The organism is Actinoallomurus sp. CA-150999 (genome assembly GCF_050942425.1).
Taxonomy (GTDB): domain Bacteria; phylum Actinomycetota; class Actinomycetes; order Streptosporangiales; family Streptosporangiaceae; genus Actinoallomurus.
Genome location: NZ_CP192063.1, coordinates 11,703,519 through 11,721,305, shown reverse-complemented (window position 1 = coordinate 11,721,305; position 17,787 = coordinate 11,703,519). Strand labels below are relative to the sequence as shown.

The following is a 17,787-nucleotide window of genomic DNA, read 5'->3' as shown; positions in this document are numbered from 1 at the left end:
TAGGTTACGCGGGACGAGAGGTGCATATGGGACGCCCCGTGAAGAGGGATGACTAGTTCGTTGCCTTCCTATGGCCCGTAGGGGCTATCTCAAGAATGGACCCTACGGGGGCTGTTGAAGCGCCGCGCTCTTCCGTAAGTTTCTCCCCACGGCTTTCGTATGGCGGCCTGACGTCCGCGCCCGTCCGGCCGGGGCTCGCAAACGACAACCGACCCAAGGGGAGTGGGGCCAAGATGTGGATCACGGATTGGACCGCCCGCGCCGCCTGCCGTAACGCGGATCCCGACGCGTTGTTCGTGCAGGGGGCGGCTCAGAATCGGGCCAAGCTGATCTGCCGCGGCTGCCCAGTGCGCACCGAGTGTCTTGCCGACGCTCTCGACAACCGCATCGAGTTCGGCGTATGGGGTGGCATGACGGAGCGCGAGCGCCGCGCGCTGCTCCGCCGTCGCCCGGACGTCTCGTCGTGGCGAGAGCTCTTGGAGACCGCCAAGGAGCAGTACGAGGCGACGCAGGACCCGGACGAAGAGCTCGTCGCGAGCTGATCGGCGGATCGACGGCCTGGCCGCACCCGGCCGGCCAGGCTCAGTACATGAACCGGCCCCAGACGGCCGGTTCTTCCAGCTCACCCGCGAGGCTCAGCACACGGGCCGGCCCCTCAGGCGGCCGGTTCCTCCAGTTCACCCGCGAGCTCTCGCGCGATGCACCGGAGCCCCTCGAGGTCGTGCACGTCTTCGGCCATGGCCGCGACAGTGGCCCGGGGCACCGTCGGGTGCGATGAGGTGAAGCTCTCGCACAGCCGCGTCTCCCTCGCGGTGACCTGCATCCGCTCGGCGTGCAGGCGCAGCAGCGCGGCGGTCAGCGGATGCGTCCCACGGTCGTCCAGCGTCTCCGCGGCGGCCTGGCTGCGTACGGCCGACAGCTCCGACGCGTCCGAGCGGTGCACCCGGTTGACGACCATTCCGGCCAGCGGCATCTGCTCTTCGGCGAGGCGCTCGACGAAGTACGACGCCTCGCGCAGCGCGTCGGGCTCCGGAGCGGCGACGACGAGGAACGCCGTGCCGGGCGCCTGCAGCAGGCGGTAGGTCTGCTCCGCCCGCTCGCGGAACCCGCCGAACATCGTGTCGAAGGCCAGCACGAACGTCTGGACGTCCTTCAGCAGTTGCCCGCCGAGCACCTTCGTGATCGCGCTGGTGAACATCCCGAAGCCGGCGGTCACGACCTTCATCCCGAACCGCCCGCCCGCCTTGGCCGGGGCCATCAGGATTTTGATCAGGCGGCCGTCGAGGAACCGCCCCATCCGCTCCGGCGCGTCGAGGAAGTCCAGGGCCGACCGCGACGGCGGCGTGTCGACGACGATGAGGTCCCAGTCGCCGGACCGGTGCAGCTGGCCCAGCTTCTCCATCGCCATGTACTCCTGCGTGCCCGACAGGCTGGACGACAGCGACTGGTAGAAGGGGTTGGCCAGGATCTGCTGCGCGCGTTCGGGCTCGGCGTGCGCCTCGACGATCTCGTCGAAGGTGCGCTTCATGTCGAGCATCATCGCGTAGAGCTCGCCGTCGACGCCTTCGACGAGGCGCGGGGTGTTGTCCAGTTCGGTGAGGCCGAGCGCCTGGGCGAGCCGGCGGGCCGGGTCGACGGTGAGCACGACGACGTCCCGGCCGCGCTCGGCGGCGCGGACGCCCACGGCGGCGGCCGTCGTGGTCTTGCCGACGCCTCCGGACCCGCAGCAGACGATGATCTTCGTGTCGGGGTCGTCGATCAGGTCGTCGATGCAGAAGGCCGGCGGGTCCTTCACGGCTGCGGCGCTCACGCTGCTCCCTGCGTCCTCAGATCGGCGGCGAGCTCGTACAGGCCGGCGAGGTCCATGCCGTCGCTGAGCATCGGTAGTTCGTACTGCGGCACGTGGGCCTCGGCCAGGCGCGCCTTCTCGCGCTCCTGCAGGGCGGTGCGGCGCGCGTGGTCGGCGGCCTCGACGGCGAGGGCGTCGGCGATCTCGGCGGTGCGGTCCTCGACGCCGGCCGCCTTGATCCCCATGCGAATCGCCTCGACGTCGAGCTCGTCGCGGGCGGCCAGGGCGAGGTCCTCCGGGTCCAGCAGCGGCGGCCGCACCATGTTGACCACGAGGCCGCCGACGGGCAGGCCGATCTCCCGCAGCTCCGTGATGCCGTCCAGGGTCTCCTGGACCGGCATCTCCTCCAGGAGCGTGACGAAGTGGACCGCGGTCTCCGGGCTGCGGATCACCTTCATCACGGTGTCGGCGTGGTTGCGGATCGGGCCGACCTTCGCCAGCCCCGCGACCTCGGCGTTGACGTTGAGGAACCGGCCGATGCGGCCGGTGGGCGGGGCGTCCATCACCACCGCGTCGTAGATGAACCGGCCGCTCTTGTCGCGGCGGCGGACCGCCTCGCTGGCCTTGCCGGTCAGCAGGACGTCGCGCAGGCCCGGGGCGATGGCGGTCGCGAAGTCGATGAGCCCCAGCTTGGTGAGCGCCTTGCCCGCCCGTTTGATGTTGTAGAACATCTCGAGGTAGTCGAGCATCGCCTCTTCGGGGTCGACCGCGAGGGCGTAGACGTCGCCGCCGTCGGGCGCGACCGCGACCTTCCGCTCCTCGTACGGCAGCGGCGGGCAGTCGAACAGCTGGGCGATGCCCTGGCGGCCCTCGACCTCGGTGAGCAGGACTTTCCGGCCGCCCGCGGCCAGCGCCAGCGCGAGGGAGGCGGCCACCGTCGTCTTCCCGGTGCCGCCTTTGCCGGTGACGACGTGCAGTCGTACACCGTCCCAGTCGGTGTCTCTCCCGCTCACCCTTGTGAGGTTATCGTCCGTCCGCCGACGCGTTCGCAGCGCCGGAAAGTGACATCTGACACCTCGGGGTATCCGACGACTAGTGTCGGACATGAGGGAATCGGCCGTCAGAAAGGTGAGCGCCGTGGCTGAAGCGGCATTCGTGCTCCTAGGAATCCTCGGATTCCTGATATTGCTCGTCGTCCTGTCGTCGATCAAGGTCGTTCAGCAGGTCGAACGCGGCGTGGTCTTCCGCCTGGGCCAGGTGCAGCCGCAGTTCCGCCCGCCGGGCCTGACGCTGATCTTCCCTGCGATCGACCGCATGACGAAGGTCAACATGCAGACGGTCGCCATGGGGGTCCCCGCGCAGGAGGGCATCACGCAGGACAACGTCAGCGTCCGCGTCGACGCCGTCGTCTACTTCCGCGTGATCGACCCCGTGAAGGCGATCGTCAACGTGCAGAACTACCAGTGGGCGATCTCGCAGGTGGCCCAGACGTCGCTGCGTGCGGTCATCGGCCGGGCCGACATGCAGCAGTTGCTGTCCGACCGTGAATCGATCAACGTCGAGCTCCGGCAGATCATGGACGGTATGACCGAGGCGCCCTGGGGCGTCAAGATCGAGCGCGTCGAGATCAAGGACGTCTCGCTGCCGGAGGGCATGAAGCGGTCTATGGCGCGCCAGGCCGAGGCCGAGCGGGAACGCCGGGCCCGCATCATCGCCGCCGACGGTGAGTTCCAGGCGTCCAAGCGGCTCGCGGCCGCGGCCGAGGTCATGGCCCAGGACCCCGCCTCCCTCCAGCTGCGGCTCCTCCAGACGGTCGTCGAGGTCGCGGCCGAGAAGAACAGCACCCTCGTGATGCCCTTCCCCGTCGAGCTGCTGCGCTTCTTCGACCGCGCGGCCGGCGGCGACCAGACGCCGCGCGAGGGCACGAGCCGGCCCGACCTGGCCGAGCGCCTCGCCAAGGCCGAAGAGGAGCTCGCGCAGGCCGGTGAGCCGGTGTCGATCGACTCGGCCGCCGAGGTGCCGCCCGTGGCCGGCATGGAGACGAAGGAACAGCCGGGCATCGCCCCGCCCGTACGACACGAGGAGCCGCCCGCGCAGGCTTAGCGAATCGGCGCGCTACTAGTGTTCAGCCCATGAAGAAGTGGGAGTACGCGACCGTTCCACTGCTCGTCCACGCGACGAAGCAGATCCTCGACAACTGGGGTGAGGACGGGTGGGAGCTCGTCACCGTCATCCCCGGCCCCAACCCGGAGAACCTCGTGGCCTACCTCAAGCGGGAGAAGCAGTGACGACGCCGGAGGAGCGCGTACGGGCACTCGGGCTGGAGGTCCCGGACGTCGTGCCGCCGGTCGCGTCGTACGTCCCGACCGCCCGGACCGGGAACCTGGTCTACACATCGGGGCAGGTGCCGATGGTCGACGGCAAGCTGCCCGCGACCGGCAAGGTCGGGGCCGAGGTGAGCGAGGAGCTGGCCAATGAGCTCGCCCGTACGGCCGCGCTCAACGCGATCGCCGCGCTCAAGGCCGAGGTCGGAGAGCTGTCGCGGGTGCGCCGCATCGTCAAGGTCGTCGGCTTCGTGGCCAGCGCGCCGCACTTCACCGGCCAGCCGAAGGTGATCAACGGCGCGAGTGACCTGCTGGCCGAGGTGTTCGGCGACGCGGGCCGGCACGCGCGCAGCGCGGTGGGCGTGGCGGTGCTGCCGCTGGACGCCCCGGTCGAGGTCGAACTGATCGCCGAAGTCGAATAGCGTTCGGTCTGGAAGCCCGGCGGGGCGTCGTCCTGTGCGGACGGCGTCCCGGCCCACGCCTGAACGAGGAGGCCCCGTTGGCGGACGTCCCCGGCCTTCGGCTACCGGATCAACTGGCCGAACGCGCGCGCGACATCGAAGAGGGCCGGGCGGAGCCGGCCGCGTCACGGGACGCCTCGACGGTCGTCCTGCTCCGCGACGCCCTCGACGGCGGCATCGAGGTGTACATGCTGCGCCGGGTGACGTCGATGCCGTTCGCGCCCGGTGCGTACGTCTTCCCCGGCGGTTCGGTGGACGCGCGGGACGGCGACCGTACGGTGGGCTGGTCCGGTCCGTCACCGGAGGAGTGGGGCGCGGCGTTCGGGGCCGGCGAGACCCTCGCCCGCGAGCTGGTGTGCGCCGCCGTACGCGAGACGTTCGAGGAGTCGGGCGTCCTCCTCGCCGGGCCCGCCCCGGACACGATCGCCGGCGACATCAGCGGCGACGACTGGGAGGCCGACCGCCTGGCCCTGCTCGATCGCTCGCTGTCGCTCGCCGCGCTGCTCGACAAGCGCGGCCTGGTCCTGCGCGGCGACCTGCTGCGTCCCTGGGCGCACTGGATCACGCCGGTGTTCGAGGAACGCCGGTACGACACGCGGTTCTTCGTCGCGGCTCTGCCGGCCGGGCAGCGCACCCGCGACGTGAGCACCGAGTCCGACCAGGTCGCGTGGGTACGCCCGCGTGAGGCGGTGGAGGCCGCCCGGCGCGGCGACATGGCGCTGCTGCCGCCGACCTTCGTCACGCTCACCGAACTGGCGGTGTACGACTCGGTCGCCGCGGTGCTGGCCGCCGAACGGGCCGTACGCCCCCGGCTGCCCGAGACCCGCGTGACGGACGACGGTGCCTATCTGATCCTGCCGCCGGAGCTCGACGGGCACGTCCCGGGGGCGCGGCCGTGACGGACATCGACGGGATGGGCACCGAGCGAGCGCGGTGCGTGCTGGCCCCGAACCCCTCGCCCATGACGCTGGACGGCACCAACACCTGGGTGCTGCGCGAACCGGGCGCCGAGCGGTCCATCGTCGTCGACCCGGGGCCGGAGCACGAGGAGCACCTGCGCCGGGTCGTCGCCGAGGCGGGGCGTGTGGCCCTCGTGCTGCTCACGCACGGCCACCCGGACCACGCCGAGGGCGCGCGGCGGTTCGCCGAGCTGGCCGCCGACGGCTCCCGTCCCGTGCCCGTCCGGGCACTCGACCCGGCACTGCGGCTGGGCGAGGAGGGACTGGCCGAGGGCGACGTCGTCGCGCTGGACGGGCTGGAGCTGCGGGTCATGGAGACGCCGGGCCACACGCCGGACTCGCTGTGCTTCTGGCTGCCGGGCGACCAGGCCGTCCTCACCGGCGACACGGTGCTCGGTTACGGCACCACCGTGGTGCACCGGCTCGGGGACTACCTCGGCTCCCTCGACCGGCTACGGGCGATGGCCGAGGGGACCCGCGTCATCCTGCCCGGCCACGGACCGAAGCTCGACGACCCCGTCGCGGCGCTCGACCACTACATCGGCCACCGGCGCGAACGCCTCCAGCAGGTCGAGGCCGCGGTCACGGCCGGGGCGCGTACGGCCCGGGAGGTCGTGGAGCGGGTGTACGCCGACGTCGACCGATCGCTGTGGCCGGCCGCCGAGTGGGCGGTCCAGGCGCAGCTCGACTACCTCGCCGAGCGCGGCGCGATCCAGCCCTAGCGCGAGCGCTTGCGGAGGCGCTCGATGTCGAGGACCTGCACGGCGCGGGCCTCGATGCGCAGCCAGCCGCGCTGGGCGAAGTCGGCGAGGGCCTTGTTCACCGTCTCCCGGGAGGCGCCGACGAGCTGGGCGAGCTCCTCCTGCGTCAGGTCGTGGTGGACGTGCAGTCCGCTCTCGCTGGGCTGACCGAACCGCTCGGCGAGGTCGAGCAGGGCCTTGGCGACCCGGCCGGGCACGTCGGTGAAGACGAGGTCCGCCATGTTCTCGTTGGTCCGGCGCAACCGCTGGGCGAGGGCCCGCAGCAGGTGGATGCTGATCTCCGGGTGCCCCTTGAGGAACGGCCACAGGTCGTTGTGGCCCAGCGCCGCCAGGCGCGCCTCGGTCACGGCGATGGCGCTGGCCGTGCGCGGCCTCGGGTCGAACAGGGACAGCTCGCCGAACATCTCGCTGGGGCCGAGCACGCTCAGGAGGTTCTCCCGGCCGTCGGGCGCCGTCCGAGTCAGTTTGATCTTGCCCTCGAGGACGACGTAGAGTCGGTCGCCCTCCTGATCTTCAGAGAAGAGGGTCTGACCGCGGGACAGATGGACCTCTGACACGATGGCGCGCAGCGCCTTGGCCCCCTCCTCGTCGAGAGCTTCGAACAGCGGGGCCCGTCCCAGAACCTCCACGTCGCGGTCGTTCACGTTTCCTCCTCGCTAACGTACGTCCACAGTGTGACGTACATCGCAGGATGAGTTTTGGTCGACCCCCCCGTTACCCTTGCGTTCGTGCCACGCAAACCGGAGACGCGTCTCGCCCTGGTACGCCGGGCTCGCCGGATCAACCGAGAACTGGCGGAAGTGTACCCGGACGCACACTGTGAGTTGAATTTCGCCGACCCGTTCCAGCTGCTGGTGGCGACGATCTTGTCCGCTCAGACGACGGACAAGCGGGTCAACATGGTCACCCCGACCCTCTTCGCGCGCTACCCGACCGCGGCGGATCTCGCGGCGGCCGACCGCGAGGACGTCGAGAAGATCATTCAGTCGACGGGTTTCTTCCGGGCGAAGACCAACAGCCTGCTCAAACTCGGCCAGGAGCTGTGCGACCGCTTCGGCGGCGAGGTGCCGCACACCCTCGAGGAGCTCGTGACGCTGCCCGGCGTGGGCCGCAAGACCGCCAATGTCGTGCTCGGCAACGCCTTCGACGTCCCGGGCATCACGGTCGACACCCACTTCCAGCGGCTGACCAGGCGGTTCGGCTGGACCACCGAGACCGACCCGGTGAAGATCGAGTACGAGGTCGGGGAGCTGATCCCGCGCAAGGACTGGACGATCCTGTCCCACCGGCTGATCTGGCACGGCCGGCGCATCTGCCACGCGCGGCGCCCGGCCTGCGGGGCCTGCCCGCTCGCCCGGCTCTGCCCGTCGTACGGCGAGGGCCCGACCGACGAGGAGACCGCGCGCAAGCTGGTCAAGTCCGGCCCCTTCTCGTGATCGGGAAGGATCCGGAGGCCGACTCCGTTGAACCCTCAATGATGTCGGTCGAACCCCCCGTAGCGACAGACTGCCCGGAGTGGCTGCGCGACTTCGCGGCCACGGCACCCAGCATGCAGGTCCCCACTCTGTTCCGTCCCCCGGCGAACGGCGCCCGCGCCGCCGCGGTGCTCATCCTGTTCGGTGAGGGGCCCGACGGCCCCGACGTCCTGCTCCTCCAGCGTGCGGACACCCTTCGAAAGCACCCCGGGCAGCCGGCCTTCCCCGGCGGCGGCGTCGACCCCGGCGACGGCGGGCCGGTCGGAGCCGCCCTGCGCGAGGCCGTCGAGGAGACCGGTCTCGACGCCACCGGCGTGACCGTCCTCGCGGCCATGTCGGAGCTGTACATCCCGTACAGCAGGTACCGCGTCACCCCGGTCGTCGCCTGGTGGCGGGAGCCGTCCACCGTCACCGCCGCCGACCCCCGTGAGGTCGCCTCGGTCGCCCGGGTCCCGCTGTCCGAGCTGACGGATCCCGCCAACCGGCTGCGCGTCCGCAGCCCCTCCGGCCATCTCGGCCCGGCGTTCCGCGTCCGGGGGATGCTGGTGTGGGGGTTCACCGCCAACCTTCTCGACACGGTGCTCGAGACGGCCGGCTGGGGCCGCCCCTGGGACACGACCCAGGTCGAGGACCTTCCCACCGAGGTCATCGACCTCGCGGGCGGCGAGTAGTCCTCCGTACGTACGCCGTCGAATCGGAACTGGTCCGGGGAGGGGACGTCCGCAGGCCCCGATGCGCTATACGGTTGACCGGTGCTGGGCGATCACATCCTTGATCTCATCCTGCTGGTGCTCGTCGTGCTGTTCGCCATTTCGGGTTACCGGCAGGGCTTCATCGTGGGCGTGCTCAGCTTCGTCGGCTTCGTCGGGGGCGTCGTCCTCGGCATGCTGATCGCCCCCCCGTTGGTCAAGGCGGTCGTCGACGGTGCCGCGCAACAGGCGCTGCTCGCCGTCGTCATCGCCTTCCTGGCCGCGACCCTGGGGCAGCTGATCGCGTCCTCCGTCGGCTCCGCGCTGCGCAGCCGCGTCACCTGGGAGTCCGCCCGCAGCGTCGACGCCGTCGGCGGGGCGTGCGTCAGCAGCGTCGCGCTGCTCGTCGTGGCGTGGTTCATCGGCACTGCGGTGGTCTCCTCCCCGGTCGTCTGGCTGAGCAGGCAGGTGAAGAACTCCGAGGTGCTGCACGGCGTCGACGCGTTCATGCCGCAGCAGGCCACCACCTGGTTCTCCTCCTTCCGCGGGTTCGTCTCGAAGACGGAGTTCCCCCAGGTGTTCGGCGGGCTCGGCGGCGAGCCCATCACCGAGGTGCCGCCCCCGGACACCAAGATCCTCAACACCCCGGAGCTGCAGGCGGCCGAGAAGAGCATCGTCAAGGTCATGGGGACGGCGCACAGCTGCCAGCGCCGGATCGAGGGCACCGGCTTCGTGTACGCCCCCGGCCGCGTGATGACCAACGCCCACGTCGTCGCGGGCGTCGACAGCGGCCCCACCGTCTACACCCTGGGCCAGGGCAACTACCGCGCCAAGGTCGTGCTGTACGACGACAAGCGCGACATCGCCATTCTCGACGTCCCGGGCCTGCGCCTCCCCGCCCTGAAGTTCGACGAGGGCGGGCAGAGCCGCGACAACGCCGTCGTCGCCGGCTTCCCGAAGAACCAGAAGTTCACCCCGCGTGCCGCCCGGATCCGCGCCAAGCAGAAGGCCAAGGGCCCGGACATCTACCACTCCGGCCAGGTCACCCGCGAGATCTTCGCCATCCGCGCGCTGGTCGAACAGGGCAACTCCGGCGGTCCGCTGCTCGCGTCGAACGGCAAGGTGTACGGCGTGGTCTTCGCCGCCGCCCTCGACAACAAGGACACCGGATACGCCCTGACGGCCCACGAGGTCGCCCCGGACGCCCAGGCGGGCGTCAGCGCCAGCGGAAGCGTCTCAACGGAAGCCTGCTCGGACTGAGCCCCCCGGGCGGGGCCGCCATGGACGGAGGATCCGGCCTCCGCAGACGGAGCGTCCGGCCGGAGGGTCTGGACGGGCCTCTGGGGACCGAGCGTCCAGCCGGAAGGGTCTGGACGGGCCTCTGCGTCCAGCCGGGAGGCCTGCGGGGGCTAGGGCGCGGCGCGTAGCCGGGGAGTCAGGTCCACGTCCGTGACCGCGCCCAGGCCGTCGCGTTCGACGCGGTCGGCCAGCGCGTAGGCGGCGCGGGCGAGCTCGGCGGCCGCGATCCCGTGCGGCGCGCTCCCGGCGTACGGGGTGATGCGATCGGCGGCGCGGCGCAGCAACGTACAGGCTCCTCGCGCGTTGCCGCGCCGTACGTGCGTGAATCCGACGGCCAGCTGGGCCAGACCCTGCCACAGGGCGCGTTCGGCGTCCGGAGCGGCCTTCCAGGCGGCTTCCAGGACCTCGTGAGCGTGGAAGGGACGGTCGGTGTCGAGCAGCCGCTGTGCCTCTGTCAGCGCCTCGGCAGGCTCCGCGGCGTAGTCGTCGGGGACACGGTCCTCTCCGGCGGCGCCGTGCGGCAGCGGCCGGCCGTACGCGTCCCGGGGCCGTGCGTTGCGTGCTCGTCCCGCCTCATCGCGATCGCGCATGCCCCTATTGTCCGGTGTCAGTTCTCATCCCGATCGTGCACGCCCCATTGTCCATCACGATGGCGTACGCCCCCTTGTCGGTGTCGGCCCTCATCGAGATGGCATACGCCCCCTTGTCGGGGTCCGTCCTCGTCGCGATCGCTTGGCCGGTGTCGGCCCTCATCCGGGACGGTGGCCCTCGGAGGCCGTGTGGCGGCCCGGTTCGGCGTCGGCTAGCCAGGAGAGGAGCTCGGCGTCGAAGGCCTCTGGGCGTTCCTCGTGGGGGAAGTGCCCGACTCCCTCGAGGAGCCTCCATCGGTAGGGCGCGTCGACGTACCGGCCCGACCCCTGGGCGCTTCGGGGCAGCACACAGCGGTCCAGCGAGCCGTGCAACTGCAGCGTGGGGACGCGGATGGGGGCGCGCATCCGGCGGGCGTACCGCAGGCCGTCCGGGCGCACGACCGAGCGCACCGCCCAGCGGTGGTACTCCAGCGCGCAGTGCGCGACTCCGGGGATCTGGAAGGCCGAGCGGTACAGCCGCTCGCCGGTGGAGTCGGGCCAGCCGGGCGCCGACCACGCGTGCAGCAGGCGGCCCACCTGCGCGGCGTCGTCCCGGACGAGGAGCCGCTCCGGGCCCATCGGCAGCTGGAAGCCGAGCGTGTGTCGGGCCGCCCAGCCCTGACCGCGTGGATCCGTCGCGATCGCGGTACGCAGGCGCAGTGGGTGGGGCGCCGACACCACGGCGAGCCGCTGGACGACGCGGGGCTGGTAGACGCCCATCGTCCAGGCCAGCAGGCCGCCCCAGTCGTGCCCGACGACGGTGGCGCTGGCCGCGCCGAGCGCGCGGACCAGCCCTGCGGCGTCCCGGGCCAGCGTGATCAGGTCGTACCCGCGCGGTGGTTTGTCGCTTCCGCCGTATCCGCGCAGGTCGACGGCTGCCGCGCGGAACCCCGAGCCGGCCAGCGACACCAGCTGACGGTGCCACGACCACCAGAACTGCGGGAACCCGTGCAGCAGCAGGACGAGCGGACCCTCCCCGACCTCGACGACGTGGAAGCGCGTGCCTCCCGCGCTCACCGACCGGTGCCGCCACGGACCATCGATCTGGACGACGGACTCGTCGGCCATGTCCGGCCCCCTCTTCATCAGCCCGCAGTCGCCCCGCCGACGGACGTCACTCGGTCAGCGCGGGCTTCTCGTCCGAACCGCCGCCCCGCCGCAGCATCGCGAAGTCCTCCATCACGGACTGCCGGGACCGTTTGGCGCCGCTCATCTTCTTCATCCGCCACAGGCCGATGAGGATGAGCACGGCCGCCAGCAGGACGTAGAAACCCGCCACGATGAGGAACGCCGCCCAGTGCCAGATACCGGCCGCGACCAGGCCGTACGCGGCGGCGATCGACAGCAGGATGACGACGACGCCGCCGATGACCCCGGCCACGGCGAAGAGGGTCCCGCCGAGGGCGGCCTTCTTGGCGTCGCCCTTCAGCTCCAGTTTGGCGAGCTCGATCTCCGACTTGACGAGGCGTGACACACTGCCCGTGGCGATGGCGACCAGCTCGCCGAGTGATTTGTCGTCATACTGCCCGTTCGGATACTGCCCGTCCGGCCGTACCTCGGTCATGTTTCTCCTCTCAGTGCCGGTCGCCACTCTCTCGGATGGCACGTGATCCGAATAGGCCGAATCGCCGATGAGGAAGTGAACCAGCGAACTCCCGGCGAAAGAACGGCTTCTCGGCACAGGACTGTCCGAGATTACCGGTGATGGGGCGGGCCGATCCGGGCGGCGTGGCCCTTATCGTCGCGTGGCCGTCACCCGGCGCGGCCGGGCGGTACGGCGGAAATGAGAGAGCGCGGCCCCGCGTGGGCGAGGCCGCGCCCGGTCGTCCTTACTCGTCGCCCGGCGCGGAGGGCATCTTCTCCGCGATGAGGTCCATCACCGTGCTGTCCGTCAGCGTGGTCACGTCCCCGAGCGAGCGGTTCTCGGCCACGTCACGGAGCAGCCGCCGCATGATCTTCCCGGACCGCGTCTTGGGCAGCTCCGGAACGATCATGATCTGGCGGGGCTTGGCGATCGGGCCCAGGTGCTTGGCGACGTGGTCGCGCAGCTCGGCGACGAGCGCCTCACCGTTGTCGACGGTCTCCCCGCGCAGGATGACGAACGCGACGATGGCCTGCCCGGTGAGCGGGTCGGTGGAGCCGACCACCGCCGCCTCGGCGACCTTGGCGTTCGACACCAGCGCCGACTCGACCTCGGTGGTCGAGATGTTGTGGCCGGAGACGAGCATGACGTCGTCCACCCGGCCGAGCAGCCAGAAGTCGCCGTCGTCGTCCTTCTTCGCGCCGTCGCCGGCGAAGTAGAGGTTGTCGAAGCGCGACCAGTACGTCTTGATGTACCGCTCGTCGTCGCCCCAGATCGTGCGCAGCATCGACGGCCACGGCTCCTTGACGACGAGGAAGCCGCCGCCGCCGTTCGGCACCGATTCGCCCTGGTCGTCGACGACGTCGGCCTCGATCCCGGGCAGCGGCCGCATCGCCGCGCCGGGCTTGCCGTGCGTCACGCCCGGCAGCGGGCTGATCATGATGCCGCCGGTCTCGGTCTGCCACCAGGTGTCCACCACCGGCGTACGGTCGCCGCCGATGTTCTTGCGGTACCAGACGTACGCCTCCGGGTTGATCGGCTCGCCGACCGAGCCGAGCAGCCGCAGCGACGACAGGTCGTGCTGGGCGGGGATGTCCTCGCCCCACTTCATGAACGTGCGGATCGCGGTCGGCGCGCAGTACAGGATCGACACCTTGTACTTGGCGACGGTCTCCCACCAGCGACCCCGGTGCGGCGTGTCGGGCGTCCCCTCGTACATGACGCTGGTCGCGCCGTTGGACAGCGGGCCGTAGACGATGTACGAGTGGCCGGTCACCCAGCCGATGTCGGCCGCGGTCCAGAAGACGTCGCTCTCCGGCTTCAGGTCGAACACCGCGTGGTGGGTCCAGGACACCTGCGTGAGGTAGCCGCCGGTGGTGTGCAGGATGCCCTTCGGCTTGGCGGTCGTGCCCGAGGTGTACATGACGTACAGCGGGTGCTCCGCGTCGTGCGGCTCCGGCTCGTGCTCCTCGCTCTGCCGGTCCACGATGTCGTGCCACCAGACGTCGCGGCCCTCGGTCCAGGCGACGTCCTGGCCGGTGCGGCGTACGACGAGGACGTTCCGTACGTGGTCGATGCCCGCGATGGCCTCGTCGACGTTCGGCTTGAGCGCGCTCGGCGCGCCCCGCCGGTAGCCGCCGTCCGAGGTGATCACGACGTGCGCGTCACAGTCCTCGATGCGGCCGCGCAGCGCGTCGGCGGAGAACCCGCCGAAGACCACCGTGTGCGGCGCGCCGACGCGGGCACAGGCCAGCATCGCGAACACCGTCTCGGGGATCATCGGCATGTAGATCGCGACCCGATCGCCCTTCTGGACACCGAGCTCGAGCAGGGCGTTCGCCGCCTTGGACACCTCGCGCTGCAGATCGGCGTACGTGATCGTGCGGGTGTCGCCGGGCTCGCCCTCCCAGTGGTAGGCGACCCGGTCGCCGAGACCCGCCTCGACATGCCGGTCGACGCAGTTGTACGCGGCGTTCAGCTTCCCGCCGACGAACCACTTGGCGAACGGCGGATTCGACCAGTCCAGCACGGTGTCCCACTCGGTGCTCCAGTGCAGGCGCTTCGCCTGCTTCTCCCAGAACGCCAGCCGGTCCGCCGCCGCCTCCTCGTACGCCGCCGAGGTGACGTTCGCCGCCTCGGCGAGATCTGCGGGGGGAGCGAACCGCCGGCTCTCCTGGAGAAGGTTGGAGAGGGTCTCGTGTGGGGTTTCCTGCGTCACGGCGCTCCTCCATCGAGCAGAAGGTCAGGTAGGTCCATGCCAACTTCACCAGCTTCGTACGTGTCGTTACAAGGGGCGCGCGCCGCGTAGGGTCATGCGATGGCGCCGTCTCCGCCCGCTGCGGGATCGCGCCACGTCCCACCCCGCGCCGTGCCGTGTTTCGGCCACCAATGGTTCCAAGGAGGAAGCGGCGTTCCCGCACCGGCCCGCCACCGGGCGACCTTCGAGCGCCGCGCGTCCGATGAGCGATGCGTTTGCCAACGTCGCGACCCTGCCCGACGTGCCCGAGGCCGTCGCGCGGACCCGGGAGGCCGTCGACCGGCTGCTCGGCCACCGGATCCTGCGGCGGCGCAGCGCCGAGGTCTCTGCGGAGTCGGCCCTGCGCGGCGCCCGGGCCTCGGCCGCCCTCGAAGGCGTCTCGGCGCCTCTGGAGGAGGTTCGCGGCGGCCTGTCGAACGATCCGGTCGTGCAGGGCGCGCTGCGGGTGTCGGCGGAGCTCGGATCGCTCGCGGACACCTGGCGGAAGGCCCCGCGCCAGGCGCTCGCGCGGCTGCACGCCCTGGCGGCCGCGGACGCCGTCGACCCCGACGTGCTGGGACGGCCACGCCCGGACGACGACGCCGCCGACCCCCTCGAACTCGGCCCGCCGCCCTCGGCCAAGGAGGTCGTCGCGCGCCTCGACGTGCTCAGCGATCTGCTGACCGCTCCGACAGAGGCACCGGCCGTCGTCGTCGCCGCGGTCGTGCACGGCGAGCTGCTGGCGCTGCGGCCGTTCGGCTGGGGCGACGGCATCGTGGCCCGGGCGGCGGCGCGGCTGACCCTGGTCGACCGGGGCCTCGATCCCAAGTCGCTGACCGCCCCGGAGGTCGGACATCTTGAGCTCCAGGACACGTACGGGGCTGCCCTGCGCGGTTATACGGCGGGCACTCCGGACGGCGTCGCAGGCTGGGTGCGCCACTGCGCCGAGGCCGTCGAACTGGGCGCGCGCGACGCGCTCGCGGTCTGCGAGGCGTTCCAGCGCGGCTGAGGCGTTCCGTACGGTACGGGACGGCACCTCGAAGATGGGGCACCTCGCGGTCCGCGATGGTGCCGCGTGGTTGAGACAGTGCCACGCGGTCGGAGACGACTTGGGGTCGGAGACGGCGCCTCGCGGTTGAGACGGTGCTTTGCGGTCGGCGGGGCGCGGGTGTCGACGGGCGCGGCCGGTGCTCCGGTCGACGGGAGGCCGCGCCCTTCGCTTTTCGGGCTCGGCGCCCTTTACCCGTCGTCGGAGAAGGCGCGGGGAGGCTCGGAGTCGGCCGTCCGTCAAGGCGGTGTCAGGACGCGAGGGGTGATCTCCGCGCCGTTGTCGGGTGAGAGTGTTCAGACGCTCCGGTAACCCGTGTACGGGCGCCGACGGGTCGATGGACGGCCCGTAATCGATATCGGCGCGGTGGCACGGGGGGCGAGCGGATGGCGCAGAGTGAACGGATCGGCACAAAGCGAACGGCGCTCCCGGAGGAACGCCGTCGCCGACACGTCACACCGGGTTACCAAGCGTGCACCTCTGATCGTCGGATCGGGTCAAGCCCGTCTCGACGCGCCTCCCGCGGCTGGTCGCGCGTGGGTGCCCGGCTGCCGTGCTCGGACACTTGGTCCGTGCAACCTGTCTACGCCGAATTAGCCCAGTTGGCAAGCCCTCGATTCGCCGAGCCGAGGTGCGCGAGAAGATCTTCGAGGGTGGACCAGCGAACCCGCACAAGAGATCGACTGGGTAAATACGACATTGGCTGCGGTGTTCGGACATCGCTTCGGCGACAGAGAAAAGATCACGCAGTGTGATCTACCTCTGTATCAATCAAGCGTGCCCGAGCGCAGAACGATCTCGTCTGCTTCCGCTACGCTGCAGCCACTCGCGGAAGGCGTTCTCGACGTACCCCCCACGTGGGAAACGCCCGAATACTCCCGTTATGGGCGGTCGGCCAATGATCACGAATTGGTCGCCACTTCGACGGAACACCGAGTGATCGGGCGACATTATGTTGAATCTGCATACACTGGGGGTCGCCGGGTTTAACGTCCACTGACGAGTGCCTGGCCGCGACTTGACCTTCGAGACCTCCCGGGAAACGGGACCGGCTCTACCCCCCCGGAGCCGGACCGTCCGGCGACCCCCGCTCTCCCCCCCGGCGGGGGTCGTCTCGTATCCCCAGCCATTTCGTCTCCCGCCGGAACCGTCGGCGACGGAGTTATCCACAGGTTGGGGAGGGGTTCTTTCGGCGCCGACAGTCACGGGCGCATCGTTGACCTCGCGAAAGCGAGGAGATGCCATGTCCGCCATCGTGCTGATCGCCTCTGCCGATTCCGTGCTCGTCGACGACCTGCTGCGCCTGGCCGCGGCGGCGGACGTCGAGACCCGGCTCGCCGCCGACCCGGCGGGTGCCCGGGCCGCCTGGCGCGACGCCGCGCTCGTCGTGGTCGGCGCCGACTTAGCCGCGGATCTGGCCCGGTGGTCCCCTGAGCGGCGGCCGGGCGTGATCCTGACCACGGTCGAGACCGACGGCGACGACGTCTACCGGTTCGCCGTGGACATCGGGGCGCAGCAGGTGGTGGCCCTGCCCGAGGCCGAGACCTGGCTGGTCGACCAGATGGCGGCGGCCTCGGAGCCGGTCGGCGGGCGGGCGGCCGTGGTCGGCGTCCTGGGCGGGCGCGGCGGGGCGGGCGCGAGCGTCCTGGCCGCGGCACTGGCCGGCGTCGCCGCGCGGTGCCGCCTTCGCACGCTGCTCCTCGACGGGGATCCGCTCGGCGGCGGCATCGACCTGGTCCTGGGCGCGGAGGGGACGCCCGGGGCCAGGTGGTCCGACTACGCCGACCGGCAGGGGCGGTTGAGCACCGCCGCGCTCCACGACTCCCTGCCGGCGCGCGACGGGCTGGCCGTGCTCTCGTGGCATCGCGGGGCGGCCGAGCCGGTCTCGGCCGAGACGATGCGATCGGTGCTCGACGCGGCGGTCCGCGGCTACGACCTCGTGGTCGCGGATCTTCCCCGGCAGGTCACCGACGCGAGCGCGGAGGTCCTGGCCTCCGCCGACACCACGCTGCTCGTCGTCCCCGCGGAGGTGCGCGCCACCGTCGCGGCCGACCGGGTCGCCGGGCTGGCCCGCGCCTACTCACGCGACCTTCGGGTCGTCGTCCGCGGTCCCGCGCCCGGCGGTCTGAAGCCTGCCGTCATCGCCGAGTCGCTGCGCCTGCCCCTGGCCGGCGTCGTGTCCACGGACCGGCGACTGGCGAGCGCGATCGAGCGGGGCGACCGTCCGGGGAGGGGCGGTGCACTCGACGGGTTCTGCCGTCGCTTCCTCACCGACCTGGCGCACGACCGGCCGCTGCGCGGAGAGGCCCGCTGATGGGCGCCGCCGACCCCGGGGCGGCACCTCGGCGCCTCGCCCGCCCGCGGCGGCGATGTGCAGACGGCTCAATTCGACGGCGACCGGGTGACCGCCGCCCGGCCCCCCACCGACGGCCGGCCGACGCGGCCGCCTGGGACCCGCCCGCGGCGGAAACGACTGGGTGGTCGTCGGCGACGCCCGGTTCCGACCGCGTCTCATCGGCCGCTCCCGCTGTCTCG

18 protein-coding genes are annotated in these 17,787 nt (G+C 71.3%); 11 read left to right on the top strand and 7 right to left on the bottom strand.

The window, feature by feature from the left end:
- Window positions 1–233: 233 nt before the first annotated feature.
- The gene (locus tag ACQP2O_RS54250) at window positions 234–542 is read left to right on the top strand and encodes a WhiB family transcriptional regulator (RefSeq protein ID WP_360900099.1); all 309 of its coding nucleotides are present in this window, start codon (window positions 234–236) and stop codon (window positions 540–542) included.
- Window positions 543–655: 113 nt separating this feature from the next.
- On the opposite strand, the gene ACQP2O_RS54245 is transcribed toward ACQP2O_RS54250, so the two are convergent.
- Both ACQP2O_RS54245 and ACQP2O_RS54240 read right to left on the bottom strand, forming a co-directional pair.
- Window positions 656–1,810 (bottom strand): ArsA family ATPase, encoded by a 1,155-nt coding sequence (locus tag ACQP2O_RS54245; protein WP_433178506.1) that lies wholly within the window; start codon window positions 1,808–1,810, stop codon window positions 656–658.
- Complete coding sequence (locus ACQP2O_RS54240) at window positions 1,807–2,802, bottom strand: ArsA-related P-loop ATPase (RefSeq protein WP_433178504.1); 996 nt, start codon at window positions 2,800–2,802, stop codon at window positions 1,807–1,809. The genes ACQP2O_RS54245 and ACQP2O_RS54240 overlap by 4 nt, the downstream gene beginning before the upstream one ends.
- A 124-nt stretch (window positions 2,803–2,926) precedes the next feature.
- Here ACQP2O_RS54240 and ACQP2O_RS54235 point away from each other — a divergent pair, with 124 nt between their 5' ends.
- From ACQP2O_RS54235 to ACQP2O_RS54215, 5 genes are all read left to right on the top strand, one after another.
- A complete protein-coding gene (locus tag ACQP2O_RS54235) occupies window positions 2,927–3,892 on the top strand; it encodes an SPFH domain-containing protein (RefSeq protein ID WP_433178502.1) in 966 nt (321 codons plus the stop codon).
- Between the two features lie 29 nt (window positions 3,893–3,921).
- On the top strand, window positions 3,922–4,077 hold the full coding sequence (locus tag ACQP2O_RS54230; protein ID WP_252781158.1) for a DUF4177 domain-containing protein: 156 nt from the start codon (window positions 3,922–3,924) through the stop codon (window positions 4,075–4,077).
- On the top strand, window positions 4,074–4,535 hold the full coding sequence (locus ACQP2O_RS54225; RefSeq protein WP_433178501.1) for a RidA family protein: 462 nt from the start codon (window positions 4,074–4,076) through the stop codon (window positions 4,533–4,535). Before ACQP2O_RS54230 ends, ACQP2O_RS54225 begins: the two co-directional genes overlap by 4 nt.
- Window positions 4,536–4,612: 77 nt before the next feature.
- On the top strand, window positions 4,613–5,473 hold the full coding sequence (locus ACQP2O_RS54220) for an NUDIX hydrolase (RefSeq protein ID WP_433178499.1): 861 nt from the start codon (window positions 4,613–4,615) through the stop codon (window positions 5,471–5,473).
- 14 nt (window positions 5,474–5,487) lie between these two features.
- Window positions 5,488–6,255 (top strand): MBL fold metallo-hydrolase, encoded by a 768-nt coding sequence (locus ACQP2O_RS54215; protein ID WP_433191524.1) that lies wholly within the window; start codon window positions 5,488–5,490, stop codon window positions 6,253–6,255.
- On the opposite strand, the gene ACQP2O_RS54210 is transcribed toward ACQP2O_RS54215, so the two are convergent.
- Window positions 6,252–6,938 (bottom strand): Crp/Fnr family transcriptional regulator, encoded by a 687-nt coding sequence (locus ACQP2O_RS54210; protein ID WP_433178497.1) that lies wholly within the window; start codon window positions 6,936–6,938, stop codon window positions 6,252–6,254. The two genes, ACQP2O_RS54215 and ACQP2O_RS54210, sit on opposite strands and share 4 nt — an antisense overlap.
- Before the next feature lie 84 nt (window positions 6,939–7,022).
- Between ACQP2O_RS54210 and nth the strand changes: the two genes are divergently transcribed.
- The 3 genes from nth to ACQP2O_RS54195 all read left to right on the top strand — a co-directional run bounded on the left by nth (window position 7,023) and on the right by ACQP2O_RS54195 (window position 9,718).
- Complete coding sequence (gene nth / locus ACQP2O_RS54205) at window positions 7,023–7,730, top strand: endonuclease III (protein WP_433178495.1); 708 nt, start codon at window positions 7,023–7,025, stop codon at window positions 7,728–7,730.
- Window positions 7,731–7,843: 113 nt separating this feature from the next.
- Window positions 7,844–8,440 (top strand): NUDIX hydrolase, encoded by a 597-nt coding sequence (locus ACQP2O_RS54200; RefSeq protein WP_433178493.1) that lies wholly within the window; start codon window positions 7,844–7,846, stop codon window positions 8,438–8,440.
- Between the two features lie 96 nt (window positions 8,441–8,536).
- Window positions 8,537–9,718: a MarP family serine protease gene (locus tag ACQP2O_RS54195; RefSeq protein WP_433191521.1), complete on the top strand. Its 1,182-nt coding sequence runs from the start codon at window positions 8,537–8,539 to the stop codon at window positions 9,716–9,718.
- 149 nt (window positions 9,719–9,867) lie between these two features.
- On the opposite strand, the gene ACQP2O_RS54190 is transcribed toward ACQP2O_RS54195, so the two are convergent.
- The 4 genes from ACQP2O_RS54190 to acs all read right to left on the bottom strand — a co-directional run bounded on the left by ACQP2O_RS54190 (window position 9,868) and on the right by acs (window position 14,186).
- Window positions 9,868–10,347: a DUF309 domain-containing protein gene (locus ACQP2O_RS54190; RefSeq protein WP_433178491.1), complete on the bottom strand. Its 480-nt coding sequence runs from the start codon at window positions 10,345–10,347 to the stop codon at window positions 9,868–9,870.
- A 159-nt stretch (window positions 10,348–10,506) separates the two neighbouring features.
- Window positions 10,507–11,454 (bottom strand): alpha/beta fold hydrolase, encoded by a 948-nt coding sequence (locus tag ACQP2O_RS54185; protein ID WP_433178489.1) that lies wholly within the window; start codon window positions 11,452–11,454, stop codon window positions 10,507–10,509.
- A gap of 46 nt (window positions 11,455–11,500) precedes the next feature.
- Window positions 11,501–11,950: a phage holin family protein gene (locus ACQP2O_RS54180; protein ID WP_433178487.1), complete on the bottom strand. Its 450-nt coding sequence runs from the start codon at window positions 11,948–11,950 to the stop codon at window positions 11,501–11,503.
- Between the two features lie 265 nt (window positions 11,951–12,215).
- Window positions 12,216–14,186, bottom strand: a complete 1,971-nt coding sequence (gene acs, locus ACQP2O_RS54175) for an acetate--CoA ligase (RefSeq protein WP_433178485.1) — start codon at window positions 14,184–14,186, stop codon at window positions 12,216–12,218.
- Between the two features lie 241 nt (window positions 14,187–14,427).
- On the opposite strand from acs, the gene ACQP2O_RS54170 reads away from it, so the two are divergent.
- Both ACQP2O_RS54170 and ssd read left to right on the top strand, forming a co-directional pair.
- Window positions 14,428–15,213 carry an oxidoreductase gene (locus ACQP2O_RS54170; RefSeq protein ID WP_433178483.1) on the top strand — a complete coding sequence of 262 codons (786 nt, stop codon included), beginning with the start codon at window positions 14,428–14,430 and terminating at the stop codon, window positions 15,211–15,213.
- A gap of 1,282 nt (window positions 15,214–16,495) precedes the next feature.
- Window positions 16,496–17,566: a septum site-determining protein Ssd gene (ssd, locus tag ACQP2O_RS54165; protein ID WP_433178481.1), complete on the top strand. Its 1,071-nt coding sequence runs from the start codon at window positions 16,496–16,498 to the stop codon at window positions 17,564–17,566.
- Window positions 17,567–17,787: the final 221 nt, after the last annotated feature.

What these genes read in the sequence shown, in the direction of transcription:
- ACQP2O_RS54230 (WP_252781158.1), top strand. Translation starts at nt 3,922, where the DNA reads ATGAAGAAGTGGGAGTACGCGACCGTTCCACTGCTCGTCCACGCGACG.
- ACQP2O_RS54190 (WP_433178491.1), bottom strand. Translation starts at nt 10,347, where the DNA reads ATGCGCGATCGCGATGAGGCGGGACGAGCACGCAACGCACGGCCCCGG.
- ACQP2O_RS54180 (WP_433178487.1), bottom strand. Translation starts at nt 11,950, where the DNA reads ATGACCGAGGTACGGCCGGACGGGCAGTATCCGAACGGGCAGTATGAC.
- ACQP2O_RS54250 (WP_360900099.1), top strand. Translation starts at nt 234, where the DNA reads ATGTGGATCACGGATTGGACCGCCCGCGCCGCCTGCCGTAACGCGGAT.
- ACQP2O_RS54200 (WP_433178493.1), top strand. Translation starts at nt 7,844, where the DNA reads ATGCAGGTCCCCACTCTGTTCCGTCCCCCGGCGAACGGCGCCCGCGCC.
- ssd (WP_433178481.1), top strand. Translation starts at nt 16,496, where the DNA reads ATGTCCGCCATCGTGCTGATCGCCTCTGCCGATTCCGTGCTCGTCGAC.
- ACQP2O_RS54170 (WP_433178483.1), top strand. Translation starts at nt 14,428, where the DNA reads ATGAGCGATGCGTTTGCCAACGTCGCGACCCTGCCCGACGTGCCCGAG.
- ACQP2O_RS54185 (WP_433178489.1), bottom strand. Translation starts at nt 11,454, where the DNA reads ATGGCCGACGAGTCCGTCGTCCAGATCGATGGTCCGTGGCGGCACCGG.
- ACQP2O_RS54215 (WP_433191524.1), top strand. Translation starts at nt 5,488, where the DNA reads ATGGGCACCGAGCGAGCGCGGTGCGTGCTGGCCCCGAACCCCTCGCCC.